The 13703-nt window shown below is 64.6% G+C and carries 14 protein-coding genes; 4 read left to right on the plus strand and 10 right to left on the minus strand.

All coding sequences use genetic code 11. From position 1 onward, the window contains the following. Positions 1 to 66 precede the first annotated feature (66 nt). Genes EUC46_RS06500 through EUC46_RS06510 form a run of 3 tightly spaced genes read left to right on the plus strand, consistent with a single transcriptional unit; the run spans position 67 to position 3686 of the window. Positions 67 to 1284: an ATP/GTP-binding protein gene (locus EUC46_RS06500; protein WP_241655438.1), complete on the plus strand. Its 1218-nt coding sequence runs from the start codon at positions 67 to 69 to the stop codon at positions 1282 to 1284. Then, positions 1262 to 2923 carry a type IV secretory system conjugative DNA transfer family protein gene (locus tag EUC46_RS06505; protein WP_128773375.1) on the plus strand — a complete coding sequence of 554 codons (1662 nt, stop codon included), beginning with the start codon at positions 1262 to 1264 and terminating at the stop codon, positions 2921 to 2923. Before EUC46_RS06500 ends, EUC46_RS06505 begins: the two co-directional genes overlap by 23 nt. Before the next feature lie 28 nt (positions 2924 to 2951). Continuing rightward, positions 2952 to 3686, plus strand: coding sequence for a hypothetical protein (locus tag EUC46_RS06510; RefSeq protein ID WP_128773376.1), 735 nt, complete (start codon positions 2952 to 2954; stop codon positions 3684 to 3686). Positions 3687 to 3698: 12 nt separating this feature from the next. On the opposite strand, the gene EUC46_RS06515 is transcribed toward EUC46_RS06510, so the two are convergent. Genes EUC46_RS06515 through EUC46_RS06525 form a run of 3 tightly spaced genes read right to left on the minus strand, consistent with a single transcriptional unit; the run spans position 3699 to position 6312 of the window. Continuing rightward, positions 3699 to 4103 carry a DUF4913 domain-containing protein gene (locus tag EUC46_RS06515; protein ID WP_164918766.1) on the minus strand — a complete coding sequence of 135 codons (405 nt, stop codon included), beginning with the start codon at positions 4101 to 4103 and terminating at the stop codon, positions 3699 to 3701. Positions 4104 to 4153: 50 nt separating this feature from the next. Beyond that, entirely contained in the window at positions 4154 to 5908 is a 1755-nt protein-coding gene (locus EUC46_RS06520; RefSeq protein WP_128773378.1) for a relaxase/mobilization nuclease domain-containing protein, read from the minus strand. Next, on the minus strand, positions 5905 to 6312 hold the full coding sequence (locus EUC46_RS06525) for a MobC family plasmid mobilization relaxosome protein (RefSeq protein WP_241655440.1): 408 nt from the start codon (positions 6310 to 6312) through the stop codon (positions 5905 to 5907). Before EUC46_RS06525 ends, EUC46_RS06520 begins: the two co-directional genes overlap by 4 nt. Positions 6313 to 6857: 545 nt before the next feature. Here EUC46_RS06525 and EUC46_RS06530 point away from each other — a divergent pair. Next, a complete protein-coding gene (locus tag EUC46_RS06530) occupies positions 6858 to 8294 on the plus strand; it encodes a MinD/ParA family ATP-binding protein (RefSeq protein WP_241655439.1) in 1437 nt (478 codons plus the stop codon). A gap of 135 nt (positions 8295 to 8429) precedes the next feature. Here the strand turns inward: EUC46_RS06530 and EUC46_RS13385 are convergent, their stop codons facing one another. The 7 genes from EUC46_RS13385 to EUC46_RS06565 form a co-directional block, all read right to left on the minus strand. Further along, positions 8430 to 9398, minus strand: a complete 969-nt coding sequence (locus EUC46_RS13385; protein WP_128773380.1) for an NlpC/P60 family protein — start codon at positions 9396 to 9398, stop codon at positions 8430 to 8432. A gap of 361 nt (positions 9399 to 9759) precedes the next feature. Then, a complete protein-coding gene (locus tag EUC46_RS06540) occupies positions 9760 to 10629 on the minus strand; it encodes a tyrosine-type recombinase/integrase (protein ID WP_128773381.1) in 870 nt (289 codons plus the stop codon). An 87-nt stretch (positions 10630 to 10716) separates the two neighbouring features. Beyond that, positions 10717 to 11085 carry a hypothetical protein gene (locus EUC46_RS06545; RefSeq protein WP_128773382.1) on the minus strand — a complete coding sequence of 123 codons (369 nt, stop codon included), beginning with the start codon at positions 11083 to 11085 and terminating at the stop codon, positions 10717 to 10719. Between the two features lie 15 nt (positions 11086 to 11100). Further along, on the minus strand, positions 11101 to 11883 hold the full coding sequence (locus EUC46_RS06550) for a ParA family protein (protein ID WP_128773383.1): 783 nt from the start codon (positions 11881 to 11883) through the stop codon (positions 11101 to 11103). Continuing rightward, positions 11880 to 12290, minus strand: coding sequence for a hypothetical protein (locus EUC46_RS06555; RefSeq protein WP_128773384.1), 411 nt, complete (start codon positions 12288 to 12290; stop codon positions 11880 to 11882). The genes EUC46_RS06550 and EUC46_RS06555 overlap by 4 nt, the downstream gene beginning before the upstream one ends. A gap of 17 nt (positions 12291 to 12307) precedes the next feature. After that, entirely contained in the window at positions 12308 to 13087 is a 780-nt protein-coding gene (locus EUC46_RS06560) for a hypothetical protein (protein WP_128773385.1), read from the minus strand. Positions 13088 to 13090: 3 nt separating this feature from the next. Beyond that, positions 13091 to 13432, minus strand: a complete 342-nt coding sequence (locus tag EUC46_RS06565; protein ID WP_128773386.1) for a hypothetical protein — start codon at positions 13430 to 13432, stop codon at positions 13091 to 13093. Between the last annotated feature and the right edge of the window lie 271 nt (positions 13433 to 13703).

Below are 13703 nucleotides of genomic sequence, written 5' to 3' on the forward strand. Positions count from 1 at the left end.
GTGGGATTCCTGTGCGCCGATCACATCTCATGGTTTGAGCGCGGCCTGATCTCAGCACCGTCGGCCATGGTCCTGGCCCTGAACGGGGTCGGTAAATCGTCCCTGGTGCGACGCATTGTTGCCTCCCATGCCGATATGGGGATTCACTCAATGATTTTGGGGGATATTAAGCCCGATTATGTGGATCTGATTGAAGCGCTCGGGGGGCAAGTGATCACGATCGGTCACGGCCAGGGTGGGATCAACCCGCTCGATGCCGGCAACGTGGATCACGCTGCCCAGGCGCTGGGAGGTGATTCCGACCGACGGTCGGCGCTACTTAAGGCCGCGCACGAGCGCAAGAAGAACATGGTCCTGTCTCTGATTCAGATCATGCGTCGAGAACCTCCCGGGAACCGGGAGGAGATCGTGATCGATGAAGCAGTGAACATTTTGGAGCAGCGCGGGGACAGACCGGCTCTGTCTGACCTGCTGCAAGTCATTCGAGATGCGCCGGCCGAGCTGAGACAGGTGGCCCTGGATCGGGGTGACGTCAAACGGTATCGCAAAGTGACCGAGGAACTCGAAGTCTCGTTGATGGCGCTCCTGCGAGGACGGATGGGAGGCATCTTCGCTGCGCGCGAGACCGTCCCGATGCGGATGGATCGCTCCGTAGTTTTCGATGTGCATGGGCTCATGCACGAGCATTCCGACATCCAAGCGGCGGTTTTGTTGTCCTGCTGGTCCTATGGTTTTGCGACTGTTGAGGTTTCTCAGGCCCTGGCCGATGCTGGAGCGGCGCCACGGCGTCGCTACTCGCTGGTCATGGACGAATTGTGGCGTATCCTCCAGGCCTCCTCCGGCATGGTCGAGCGGGTCGATTCCTTGACCCGCTTGAATCGCACCATCGGGATCGGGCAGATGATGATTACGCATTCTATGGCTGATTTCTCGACCCTGGCGTCTGAGGAGGACAGGGTCAAAGCACAAGGATTCGTTGAGCGCTCGAAAATGCTGTTCTTGGGCGCCCTGCCGGCCAAAGAAATGCCATTGCTCACGGGTGTGTTCGAGTTCTCACAGGCGGAGCAGGATCGTCTGAGTGGTTGGAGCGCTCAAGGTGGATATGACCCGTTCAGCCAGGATGCGCTGCCACCGGCCGGACTGGGAAAATTCCTGATGAAAACATCGGGTGCGCCGGGGATATCGTTTAAAGTCGATTTCGCTCAGCCGGAGCGAACATTATCGGATACCAATAAGCGGTGGGCGGCGAAACAACAACTCGATGGCGACCATGACGATGCGTGAAAAGATGGGTGGGTGGGCGCCATCGAGCATCGCGATCGCCTACGGCTTGGTGGTCGGTGCATGGATGACAGTTTCCTTCATGCTGGGGTCTCAGGTGTGGGCCTGGTGGGCGGGTGCGAGTATGCCGCTGAACCCGTTCGCGGCGATCGTCGTCCTGGCACGGGGACAGATCACGCCCACATCCGGCCTGTGGGGATGCGTAATTACGATCGGCGTGGTGATGGCTGCGGCGCCGATGGTGTGGCGTGTGGCGCGTCGTGGTCGGCGCCAGCGCCGGCGCCGCGGCGACGGTGCAGCGCGCTTGACGGGGCGGAGCGTGGACACGGCACCGTTGAATCAGCGGGACGTGACGGCCAAGGCCCGCCGGCTCGGCGTCGACGTGGACAAGGGAATCGGTCTGCCAATCGGGCGAGCGGTGGCTGGCGCCAGGTGGCTTTGGTCATCGTTCGAAGACGTCTGTGTGGTGATCGCCGGCCCGCGCACGGGCAAAACGACGCGGTGGGTGGTGCCGCGAATTCTCAAGGCTCCCGGGGCCGTCGTGGCCACGTCGAACAAACGGGACATCCTCGATGCTACCAAGGCAGCGCGTGGTCGGCGAGGCACCGTGTGGGTCTTCGACCCGCAGGGGCTCGCCGACACTGGTCAGCAGTGGTGGTGGGACATCATGGCCTATGTCACTGATGCCATGCAGGCTGAAGCACTGGCGAAGATTTTCTCCGACACTACCAGAGAACCAGGGGCTCAGGTCTCGGCGTATTTCGACGCCGCCGCCCGGAACCTCATCTCCGGTCTGCTCCTGGCGGCTGCACGTGCAGGGCGCCCCATCACTGAGCTGCATCGGTGGCTCAACGACGAAACCGACCGGGAGCCAGCCCGTATTCTGCGTGACGCCGGCGAGGACCTTATGGCGCAAACCGTTGACGGTATCCTCAACCTGGTCCCCGAGACCCGTTCTGGGGTATTCGGGTCGGCCTCGACCATAATGAACTTCCTGCTCAACGAGCAGGCGATGCGTTGGGTTACCCCTCAGCCCTTCCTCACCCAGTTCGATCCAGGAGATCTCGTCAGGAGCAATGACACGCTCTACTGTCTGAGCCAGGAAGGCCGCCGGAGCGCCGCACCGATCGTGACGGCCCTGACCGTCGCCGTCACCGAAGCGGCCGTCAATGACGCTAGAAAAAGCTCCACTGGCCGGCTGACCACGCCTTTGCTCATCATGCTCGACGAGGCCGCTAACGTCTGCCGTTGGAGCGAACTGCCGAGCATGTATTCCCATTTTGGGTCCAGGGGGATTTGTGTGGATACGCTTCTACAATCTTGGTCCCAGGGGGCCTCAGTATGGGGTGAGGATGGAGTCAAGAAACTATGGAGTGCCGCGAACGTCAAAGTCTACGGCGGCGGTGTTTCCGAGAAGGTGTTCCTCGCAGACCTTTCCGAACTATTAGGGTCATATTGGATCGACTCGAAACAGATCAACAGATCGCGTCAGGGATGGTCGAAAACTGTTACCAAGGAGTCTCAGCAACGGCAGATCGCCACGGTGTCCGACCTCCAGTCCCTCCCTGCCGGGAGGGCCTGGGTCCTGGCGTCAGGCATCAAGCCCGTGCTGACGAGTCTTATCCCGTACTGGGAACTCTGATTGAAAGAGATTCAAGAAAGAAACAATAATGAGTGAACATGATGAAGTGACGCCAGCGGTTGCCCGTGAGGCGCGCATGGCTTTCCAAGTTGCAATGCAGATCGGTCGCTTCTTCGCTGAGAAACGCCGCCAGCAACTCGACAATGCGCGACGTGATTCACTTGCGCAGGCTCGACGGGTCCAAGAAACCATCAGACAACAGCGCATAATGGCCAGCGCCGCCCTACGCACCGGTCTGGATGACAAGTTCTGGGACAAAGCCAAACCCCAGGACGCGGCGTTCATCCACGGACTCGCCACCCGGTTCGAGGACATCGACCCCTTGGCGCGTCAGGTGGCCCAGCGATGCCGAAAGGAGGCGCTGGCGCGATGGGGCACAGAACTGACCTCGCTGACGCCCGTTCACAGGCGCGACGTGCCCGCGAGCATGATCGCCGAGGTCTCCCCGACACTGACCGATGAGGAGAACAAGCAAGCGAATCAAGCTCTCGACAACGAGCCACGAGAGATGATGCCGGAGCCCGCCGAACCGCAAGTATCGTCCAATACTAATTGGGATTCGACGGCTGCTCGCGATGCGTGGGCGAAACAGAAGCTGAAAGAGGGTCATGATCCCCAAGCAGTGCGCTCGGCGGTGGCTGGCGACCGTGCATTGCACGAGCCGGCGCACCGGGCCAGCGCCCCGGCGAGGCCAGCGGCCAAGGTTAAGAGCCCCGAGAAGAGTTCACCCCACCAATCGAGGACTCAAACACGGCGCGCGTGATGGAAGGGTGTTTCACCGGGGGGTGAACAGCCCCTTCGGTGGCGCGTCGCAGGGAAGAATCCCGTCGGGGTGCTCGGGCCACTGGTTGTGCCCCTTGGACGGGGAGCACGATCGGAATGGTCCTCGGGGACTGACAAGCTGATTCATGATCGGGTCAGCGTAGCTCACCAGCCACTGGGCGGCCGCTAACGGTCCGTTGTTGGCGTGCATGTGCTCCCATGCCTGCCACAGACTCATGAGACGGAAATGGGCCTCAGGGTGGTTCCACCACTGAGGGCACCAGCACCCGCTGGTGGGACTCACCCCTCTCTCATAAATCACACAGATGAAGTTCTCAACGAATTTATCGAGTGTTGGGAACTGGAGCTCGGGAATCGGCGCATCGTCGACCGTGTCTGCTTCATTCGTCTCGCTCATACTCTGCTCGTGCTCCGTGGGCGCACGATCTCGGCGAGCGAGCAGGATGGTCATCTGCGCCGGCTGTTCTTCTTCACCACGCCGTCACCATGCCGGTGTGGTGGTGTGGTCTCCGGCTGGGGGCTGGGCGCCCGGCTGGCGCGCTGCGGCGCGGACGGCGCCCCGACGATCTCGGTGATACGACGGATGCGGTCGGCGTGTGCTTGGCTGACCCCGCTCACCGGTGGGCCGCCGGCAATCTGTGGCGAGCGCTGACCAGCTGCCGCGTCCTGCTCCTGCCGGTGTGGTGGTGTGGTCTCCGGCTGGGGGTCGGGCGCCCGGCCGGCGCGCTGCGGCGCGGACGGCGCCCCGACGGCTGCGACGACATGGGTGCTGGAGGGTGCGTTGCTCACGGCTTCTAAAGCTGTGGTCGCTTCGGCGAGCAGTTGCTGGGCGGTCCTGGCCTGCTGTGCGGCATGGTAAAGATCGGCCAACGACCGCAGTAGCGCTAGGGATTGGACGGCCAGGACCGCAGGATTGGCCTGGCGATTCATCGTGGCTGACATGGCCACCGACGCCGCCATGGCCACCGCGCCCGGAACCGGCGCCACCGGTGCCGGACGATGATGGGTTTGCGCGGCCCGACCCGCGGTGAGGGCCGCCCGCTCCAGGACTCTACGGGCTTTGGGATCACGTTCGGCAAGCGCCTGCGCGGACAGCAATCCGGCCACATCACGGGTCGCGTCAGCGAGCACGACCGGATCGGTCGCGTCAATACCGCCAAGCGTATCCGCATAAGTGTTCAAGGCCCGCGCCGTGGCCACGACCTGGGAACGATTGATGCCGGTACGGCGCGGCACGCCCCGCCACGCATCACGCCACGCGTCGACGGCCTGCTGTGCCGAGTGCGGCGTGTCCGGCCATCTGGCGCGCAAACGCTGAAGTGTCAAGTCACGGGCGACGCGCCCACCCCCGTACCACTGGGCCTGCCCGTCAGGCCTGTGCAGCGCGACCGAGTAACCGACCACGACGTCGGTCCGCCCGCGCGCGAACCGGGGCCTGGCACGCACACCCACCCCGCGCAAACGCAGCACGAAATCGCGTTCGCTCCTCGCCGCGGTCGCAGCGGCTCGCACACGATGCTCCAACACCTGACGGTCGGTGCGCTCCTCGCCGCGACGCGCACTGACCCGCAGATCAGCAGTGGAATCGGCGCGCGCACCACGGGAATGCTCGCGAGCCTCGATGACTGTTAGGTTGTGCCGGTGCTCGATCGCATTGACGGCTCGACCGGCACGTCTCTGGTCCTGCCAGTTCGACCACTTCGTCCCGTCCTCGCGCACGATATTGGCCACGATGTGGACATGATCCCCACCGTTCTTAGATCGTCCGTGGTGCACGGCCACCCATCGGCACGGCGCCTTCCCGTCAACGCCGGTGAACCCCATGGATTCCATGAACTCGGCGGTGATCTGCCGCCACGCATCATCCGACAAAGGTCCGTCCTGCGGTGAGAGCGACAACGAGCAATGCCACACATGGTTGGGGGCATCTGCCTTACTGATCACGCGCCGCCCGGCGTCGTGATCAAACCCGCGCCGCGGGCCGGTCGGTCGAGTGCCAGTTTCGGTCATGAACTGGTCGACGAAACGAGCCAACTCATATCCTTGGGAAGCCGACAGCTCCTCCCAGGATCCCCATCGGCGCATGATCACATCGGAACCGGACACGACGTGTGGTGAGGCGTGCTCATTCGCTCGGCCCGGACCAACGAGATACAACACCAATCCCGTGGTGTTCCCCCCGTCAACGATTGCCGCGATCATCGGCGCACACTCGCCAAGATCTCGTTAATGTCGTCATGCAGCTGGTGGACCTGCGCCACGACATCGTCGAAGTCGAAGGGAACCTCACTGATCGTGTTGGCGTGACGCGCAACCTGGTTCAGGTTCGTCGCGACTCCCGCGAGTTGACGACGATAGTAGCGCAACAGCGCGACCACCTCACCCAGTCGGCCAGCATCAACCCCGTCCGCGCTCACCGGCCGTAGCGCACCATCGACCAAGAACTTCGCCATGGACTCTCCCGAGACCTGCGCGCGAAGCTCAAGAAGCTCGCGATCCGCCGGCGATAAATACACCGTCAACCTCGACCGCCGCTGCCCACCCCGCAGACGCGGAGAGCGGCGTCGATCATGACGCGCCGCAATATTGCGCTCACTACTCGACATCGTCACGACTCAACCTCCCGCCAGCGCAGCGACCCGTAGGGACCACACGACAAGTGTGCCCCGGCGGACGATCATCGTCCACCGGAAATCGACTTAGCACAGGTGCTAAGTCCCATCTTGCTCTGTGTAACGGTTCCCTTCGCGTCGATGCGTGCCAGCGGCTGGGTGTGAGGTTCGGTTCGGTCCGGGATGCGCGCCCGTAGCGCGCATCTATCGCAACTGACCACACCGGCAGGTGGGTTGTGCGCGCACACCGCACGTAGGTGGTGACGCGCCCGGTGGGCGCAACCCCTACAGCAAAGGTAAGGAAACATGGATCCGATTGACGCGCTTCTAGGCCAAGAGCAGACGCGAACAACACTGGCGCGCAACCTTAGCGCCGCCCAGGAATCAATGGTCCAGGCCATCGACACCTACAAAGAGCTGTGGAAACAAGCAACGAGAGCCGGGTGGGCCAAGCGGGACCTAACGCGCGCCGGGCTCATCGATCCCGTACGACTCCCACGGATCCGACACGACGCAAATAACGCACCGAAGGAGTAACCGTGCTGCAAGCAACAATCAATCTGTCCGCTGCGGGAAGCGGATCAATGAGCGTCGGGGACGTCATGCGGCCGGTACGCGGAACCGACCTGAACGATGCGCGCGACAAAGTCAAGAACATTCTCATCAACCGCGCCGCCGATCTGGACGAGACCATCATCGCAACGTGCACCGACCCCGACGGCGACTTCACCATCGCCATCAACCCGGACGGAACAATCTCAGCCGCCGAACCAATGGCCGGGTCGGACGAGATCGAGGACCAGACCCACGACCCGCACGCCACCACACCCACCAGATCCAACCCGGCCATCACCACCATGGCAGCGCCCCCAGCCACACCCCCGCCAGCCGCGACGGCGGACACATCCACCCCCGCTGGGCCTCCAAGCTCGCCTCCCAGGTCCTCCCACTCGGCTGGACCCTCCACTCCCTTCGCCACAGGGTCGCCAGCATCTCCTGAGCCAGAGATCACCGAGACACCCCACGCACACACCCAAACCCGACGCGAACGCCAAGCAGCACTCCGCCAACAAACACTTCTGGAAGACATCGCCAATGAAGCACCCGCGAAAAACGGAGTGCGCGGCATCCTCAACACCCTCGGGCTTCACCTGCGGCCCTCAACACACGAGCGCGCCGAACGCGCCGACATCGCTCTAGTATCCCAGCACTGGCCACGACCACGAACCATCGCAGTAGTCAACGGTAAAGGCGGCGCCGGGAAAACCCCCTCAACAATCCTTCTCGCCGCGATCCTGGCCCGTAACAGCGGCACAGGAGTCGTCGCCTGGGACAACAACCCCAGCAGGGGAACCCTGGGCTGGCGAACCCAGACAGGACCTCACGACAACTCCGTGATCGATCTCCTCCCCGAAATTGATCACCTCTTATCACCGACGGCACGCGCCGCCGAGATCGCACGCTTCACCCACCACCAACGCGACGACCGCTTCGACGTGCTCCGATCACGCCCCGAAGTCCTGGCAGCATCAGGAGACGGAGACGCGGCGACGTTCCTGCGCGTCCACGACGTGCTGGAACGCTACTACCGCGTCATCGTCATCGACTCAGGCAACGACGAAACAACACTGTCCTGGCGAGCCATGATCGCCAAGGCCGACGCCCTGGTCGTCCCAACCATCACCCGGCCCGAACACGCTGAATCCGCCAGACTCCTGCTCGACGAACTCAGCCGCGACGACCAGCACTCGGCACAACTCGCCGACCAGGCACTGGTCATCGTCTCTCAAGGCTCCAAAGCCGAACCGGGCCCGCACGAACTCGTCAAGACCTTCTCCTCTATCGCCCGCGCGGCCGTCGGCATCCCCTACGACCCCGCAATGGCCGGACGACCACTGACCCTCGACTCACTAGCGCCCATCACCCGCCGCGCCTGGCTCGCAGCCGCGGCCGCGCTCGCTCAAACACTCGGATAACACGCTCACACAACACCCAACCAGAAGGACACTGCATCCCTGTAATCGAAGAACGCGGTTGGTCCCGCATCGAGGCGGGACCAACCGCGTTCGCACTACCACCAGACGCCTCGGCCACCGTCGATTCAATCCGCTCTAGTACGGACGGACTGCGTTGGGCATTAACTCCTGGTGGTCCACCGCTGCCTCGCGCACCTCCATCCCAAAGGTTGGTGCCTCAATAACCCGGCCTTCCCCCAGGTAGAGGGCGACGTGATAGATACCGTTCTGAGTCCCGTCATGAGACCAGAACAGCAAGTCACCGGGCTGGGCCTGGTCAACCGGCACCTGCGTGCCTTCCCCATACTGGACACGCGAGGAGTGCGTCAGCTCGACACCCGCGGCCCGGTACGCGAGCATGGTTAGGCCCGAGCAGTCCATGCCAGCACCGGACTCGCCGGCCCACACGTAGGGCAGGCCAATATAGTTGCGGGCCGTGCTGATCGCCATAGCTGCTACAGGGCCGGCCTCGCTAGTCTCTTGACCTTGACTGGGCATGAACCGAGGCATCGTTTCGATAATCGCCGCAACATACTGTTGGGTATCCGGGTACGGGGGAATACCTCGCGCCTCTTGAACTGTACCAATACCCGCGTTATAAGCCGCAAGAGTCAACTCCAAGGGGTCGCCCTGAACCTCACCGTTCTCGATCATCTCTGCGATCGCCCCAGACAATTCGCACATATAGTGCGCCTGGGACCAGATCGCGTCGGCCGGGTTCCACACATCTGCCTGACCATCCCCGTCCCCGTCCTTACCATGACTATCCCACGTTTCGGGCATGAACTGCGAGATCCCTTGCGCCCCGACCAACGATTGCGCTTTGGGATCCCACCCCGACTCCGCTTCGATCTGGGCTGCGATTGCGGGAGCGGAAATTTGCTCACACACAGCCCCCGCCCGGATAACCGCCTCCCGATACTCCGCAGGAACACCACTGACAGCAGAAGGAGTAGAAGTCTTCTCCCCACCAAGGCTCTCGCCACCCTCATCGGCACTACCACCGACCATCATTGGCACTATGAACAACAAGGGAGTAAGAGCAGCCAGCAGTCCTTTTCTCATCACGACCCTCCAAGCACGTCACCACCTACGTGCTCCGTGCGCGCACCCCCACCGCCGCAGACATCATGAAGACCAGCAACGCTGGCAACGCCAGCAACAACGACAATGCCGCTAACGCTGACGGTGGTGCTGTCAGTGGGGGTGCGTGATCTGGCAAGCGAGGTGTGCGATGGCGGTGACCCACCACCCGAGGTCAGCCTTGCCTCTTTACTTGGTTTTGTTCCTGACCACGACGGTCGGTGAGCACGACCCAGCTCAGCCGGCCGGGTGCTAGGCGGCAGCGGCAGGTAACCGGTTACGGGCACCGCCCGCCGTGCCCGGCCGGGCCCTACGGACCCCAGCCACCGGCACCAACCCGGGGTCAGCTCGCCCAGCGCCCCCGTGGCTCTGGGATTGTCGCGGTGGCGGGATGAGCGGCGGTGATGGCAGCGCGCATGGCGCTGAGGGCCGGGGCGGTGTAGCGCTGGGTGGTGGCTACGGAGGAGTGGCCCAAGAGGCGCTGGATGGCCAGAATGTCGCGGTCGGCCTGGTAGGCGACAGTGGCGAACCTGTGGCGAAGGGAGTGGAGGGTCCAGCCGAGTGGGAGGACCTGGGAGGCGAGCTTGGAGGCCCAGCGGGGGTGGATGTGTCCGCCGTCGCGTGAGGGGAAGGCCCAGCCCTCAGGGCTGGCCTGGGTGCGCCGCCGGATGAGGGAGGCGAGCTGGTCGTCTAAGGGCAGGACTCGGTCGTGGCCGCCTTTGGCACGGACGATCAGAGTGGCGCCCATGGGGCCGTCGGCCAGGTCGTCGCGGTGGACGCGGGTGATCTCGGCGCAGCGCAGCCCCAGGCAGCCAGCCAGGGTCAGGATCGCCCTGGTGCGCTCGTCTGCCCGGGCTAGGGCCTGGGCGAAGACATGCTCTGGGGTGGGGCGAGGTGGGGGTGTGGGCCGGCTGATCGAGGGCAGGACGGCCGCGGGTGACGGATCGGCCCCCATGGCGGCGTAGAACTCTTTGATGGAGACGTAGTAGGCGTGGCGGGTTTCCGGCGCCCAGTCCTGGTTGCCGGCCCATTCCAGTAGGGCGTTGGGGGTGATGGCGTGGGGCGGGGCGCCGATGGTGCGGGCCAGGCGGCGGATGTGGCGGGCACGGGTGGCGATAGTGGCCGGGCGCATGCCGGCGGCGCGCATGGTGGTCTCGAAGTGCTCCAAGGGCCCCAACCAGGGCACGGGGACGGGGATGGGGAGTGTGCTCATAGCACGCAGCATCCCAAGTCGCCAGCCGGCGTGGGTCTAGAGGCGGGGCCAGGGCACGGCGCTCATGTTTCCTCCTTGGTGATTAGGTTATCGGCCGGTGGGGCGGCCTGTGGGTAGGACGCCGGTGGGGGTGGGGGTCAGGGGGCCGTGGGCGGCTTCGGCGGTGGCTACGGCGTCGGCGATGACGCCGGCGACCCAGGCCGAGAAGCTGGATGGGGTCTGCTCGAGCTCGGACAGGCTCAGGCGGTAGGCGGTACGGGCTTTGGCGGCGGTGGCGGCGTCGATGCGCACGGTGATCTTGACCGTAGGGGCGCCGGCCGTGGCGCTGGCGTTGCTGGCAACGCCAGCGTTAGCGGCATTGCCAGCAACGCTGGTGGCGCCGATGAGGGCGGGGTCGGGGGTGTTGGCTTTGGGGACGAGGGGGGCTTTGCGGGGGCGCGGCGTGGGGGCTTTCACGGGGGTGGTCCTCTTTCAGTGGTGGGGCAGGAGGCGGGTGGCCAGGTGGTGGATGGCGGCGGTGTAGTCGCGTCCGGCGCGTTCGGAAGCGGGGACGGGGACGCGGTTGGTGGCGGCCTTGGCGACGATGTCGCGCTCGGGGATTTCGCCGAGGATGAGGTCGGCGTAGGTGTCGGTCAGGACCTGGCGCCAGGCGGTGGTGTCTTGGCGGTCGGGCCGGTAGCGGTTGACGGCGATACCGGCCAGAGAGAGGTGGGGGTTGTAGTGGGTCTGGGTGAGGGTGATGGTGTCCATGAGCTCGGCCAGGCCGGCCACGGATGAGGCTCGGGCTTCGGTGATGGCCAGGACGGCGTCGGCGGTCACGAGTGCCCCGACGGTGAGGACTCCCAGGGCCGGTGGGCAGTCGATCAGGACATGGGAGTAGTCGTGGGTAGCGCCGTCGAGGGCGGTGCGCAGGGCGGCCTCGCGGCCGATGGTGGTGATGGCCTCCAGGCCGGCTAGGGCGCGTGTGCCGGGCACGACGTCGATGCCGCTCCAGGCGGGGGAGGCGGGGGTAATGGCGTTGGTGATGGCGCCGGTGTCCACGGAGCGGTCCATGACTGCTGCTAGGACGTCGTGGAGGGTGATGGACTCGGCGCTGATGTCGGCGTCGAGGATGTCGGTGGCGTTGCCCTGTGGGTCGGTGTCGATCACTAGGACGCGGCCGTCCTGGGCGAGGTTGTGGGCCAGGGCCAGGGTGGTGGAGGTCTTGCCGACCCCGCCCTTCTGGTTGGCGATGGCGAGGATATGTGGTGTCATGAGGCTTCCTTGGAGAGGTTGTGGGTGCCGCTGGGTGTGGTGGCTGCTGGTTGGGTGAGCTCGATGCTTGCAGCGTTGGTGAGCATGTGGCTGAGATGGTCGGTGCGCTCCAGGTCGGCCTGGACGCTGGTGTCGCCGTTGGCGACTTGGGCGCGTAGGTCGTCGGCCAGGCGGTCCACGGCCTCCATGAGGAGGAGGACATCAATGAATGACAGAACGGTAGTGGTGGCCTGGACGCTGTCGAGGATGTCCTCGATGGTCGCGGCCAGGTCGTGCTGCCCTTCGTGGTAGGCGTCCCAGGTCGAGTGATCACCAGAGACGCGGTAGTCGATGTCCTGACAGGCCTGCTGGATCTGCTGGAGACCGACCATGGGATTGGGCCGGCTGGGCTGGGTCGTGTGGTTCATGAAGACTCCAAGGGTGGTTACATGTCCTGGTCACGGTGGGTGATGGTGTTGGGGTTGGTTCCCAGGCCCGAGGCCTGGGCGTCGCGCTGGCCGTCGTGGTAGGCGCGGTAGTCGGGGTTGAGGGTCTTCCCGGGGATAAGTCCCAGGGTGTTGAGGTAGTCGGTGATGCGCTGGTCGCGGCTGCGCACCACGAGGGCGGTGGAGGCGCTGCCGGTGGGGGTGTCCTGGTCGCGTTGGGCGATGGTGTTGGCGCGGGCGGCCCGCATCCGGGTGGCGATGGCGTCGCCCCATCCCAGGATGTAGCCGTCGCGGGTGGCCCGTCGGGTCGCGGGCTTCATGGGCTTGTACCGGCGAGGGTTGGTGCGGGTCCACGCTCGCCAGCCGACGGCGGCATGGGCCTGGACAGCGGTCAGGAGCGGCATGAGCTGGTCTAGGTCGGAGGGGTAGCCGACGACGTGGACCACGATGTGGGGGCCTCGGCCCCGTTCGCGCGTCTCTCGGAGGCGCAGGGTGCTGTATGTGGAGGCGCCTGCGGCGCGGGCGATCCTGTGGAGTGCGGCGGCCTGGGTGGAGGAGGCAGTTGTTGGTCCTCCCATCACGATGATGTCTCGTGTGGTGATCTGCTCGGTGTTGCCGTCGTCGAGGTCGAGTTCGTTGATCATGAGGCGGGCCATGAGCATGGATGCCCGCAGTTGGGCCTGGTCGCGCTCGTTCTGGGACGCGCTGGGGTCGCCGGCGATCGCCAGCAGCTGGCGGACCAGGTTCTTGTCCTTCTTCGTGGTGGTCTGAGTGCCCATGACTCACGCACCCTTGGCGGTGATCACGGCGAGCCGGCGGGCATCATTGCTGGCGTTAGCGGCATTGCTGGCGTTTGTCTCGACTGCTGGTGTTCGGGACAAACGCCAGCAGTAGTAGTAAAGCCGCAGCTGGACGTGCTCAACGGTGCAAATGAGGGCGCGCACAGCCCGCAACCCGGAGGTCGCAGGTTCGAATCCTGCCCCCGCCACGAGAGCGGAGTCCCCGGCACCAGCAAGTGCCGGGGACTTCTGCGTTCCCGGCACGTACGGGGCGGGGGTCCATGAGCCATCAGCGGCACGGGTGGGCGCGAAGGCGTCAAGAGTCAGCCCGAAGAGCGACGCCATGATTGAGGGTTATAGGACAGAACGTGTTGTTTTAGGTGGCGTGTCGTGGGGTGTTAGTGGGGTCGTCCTGCCCAGCCTCGGCGGTTCCATAGGCCTTCTTCGGGGGTGGGGGTGGTGCCCCATCCGGTGGGGTGTGGGCTGGTGTGAGGTTCCCCCCGGACCGTAGAGGCATCAGCTATAAGGAGTGGTGATGTCAGAGAAGCGGAAGAAGTACGACCGGGAGTTCCGTGAGGGAGCTGTCCGGATCGTTGAGGAGACGGGGAAGCCGATC

Source organism: Actinomyces oricola (genome assembly GCF_004104015.1).
GTDB classification, from domain to species: Bacteria; Actinomycetota; Actinomycetes; order Actinomycetales; family Actinomycetaceae; genus Actinomyces; species Actinomyces oricola.

Bases quoted from the DNA above. Each gene is read 5' to 3' on its own strand.
- EUC46_RS06500 (WP_241655438.1), top strand. From the start codon at position 67: ATGGTCCTGGCCCTGAACGGGGTCGGTAAATCGTCCCTGGTGCGACGC.
- EUC46_RS06505 (WP_128773375.1), top strand. From the start codon at position 1,262: ATGGCGACCATGACGATGCGTGAAAAGATGGGTGGGTGGGCGCCATCG.
- EUC46_RS06510 (WP_128773376.1), top strand. From the start codon at position 2,952: ATGAGTGAACATGATGAAGTGACGCCAGCGGTTGCCCGTGAGGCGCGC.
- EUC46_RS06515 (WP_164918766.1), bottom strand. From the start codon at position 4,103: ATGAGCGAGACGAATGAAGCAGACACGGTCGACGATGCGCCGATTCCC.
- EUC46_RS06520 (WP_128773378.1), bottom strand. From the start codon at position 5,908: ATGATCGCGGCAATCGTTGACGGGGGGAACACCACGGGATTGGTGTTG.
- EUC46_RS06525 (WP_241655440.1), bottom strand. From the start codon at position 6,312: ATGTCGAGTAGTGAGCGCAATATTGCGGCGCGTCATGATCGACGCCGC.
- EUC46_RS13385 (WP_128773380.1), bottom strand. From the start codon at position 9,398: ATGAGAAAAGGACTGCTGGCTGCTCTTACTCCCTTGTTGTTCATAGTG.
- EUC46_RS06540 (WP_128773381.1), bottom strand. From the start codon at position 10,629: ATGAGCACACTCCCCATCCCCGTCCCCGTGCCCTGGTTGGGGCCCTTG.
- EUC46_RS06550 (WP_128773383.1), bottom strand. From the start codon at position 11,883: ATGACACCACATATCCTCGCCATCGCCAACCAGAAGGGCGGGGTCGGC.
- EUC46_RS06555 (WP_128773384.1), bottom strand. From the start codon at position 12,290: ATGAACCACACGACCCAGCCCAGCCGGCCCAATCCCATGGTCGGTCTC.
- EUC46_RS06560 (WP_128773385.1), bottom strand. From the start codon at position 13,087: ATGGGCACTCAGACCACCACGAAGAAGGACAAGAACCTGGTCCGCCAG.
- EUC46_RS06565 (WP_128773386.1), bottom strand. From the start codon at position 13,432: ATGGCGTCGCTCTTCGGGCTGACTCTTGACGCCTTCGCGCCCACCCGT.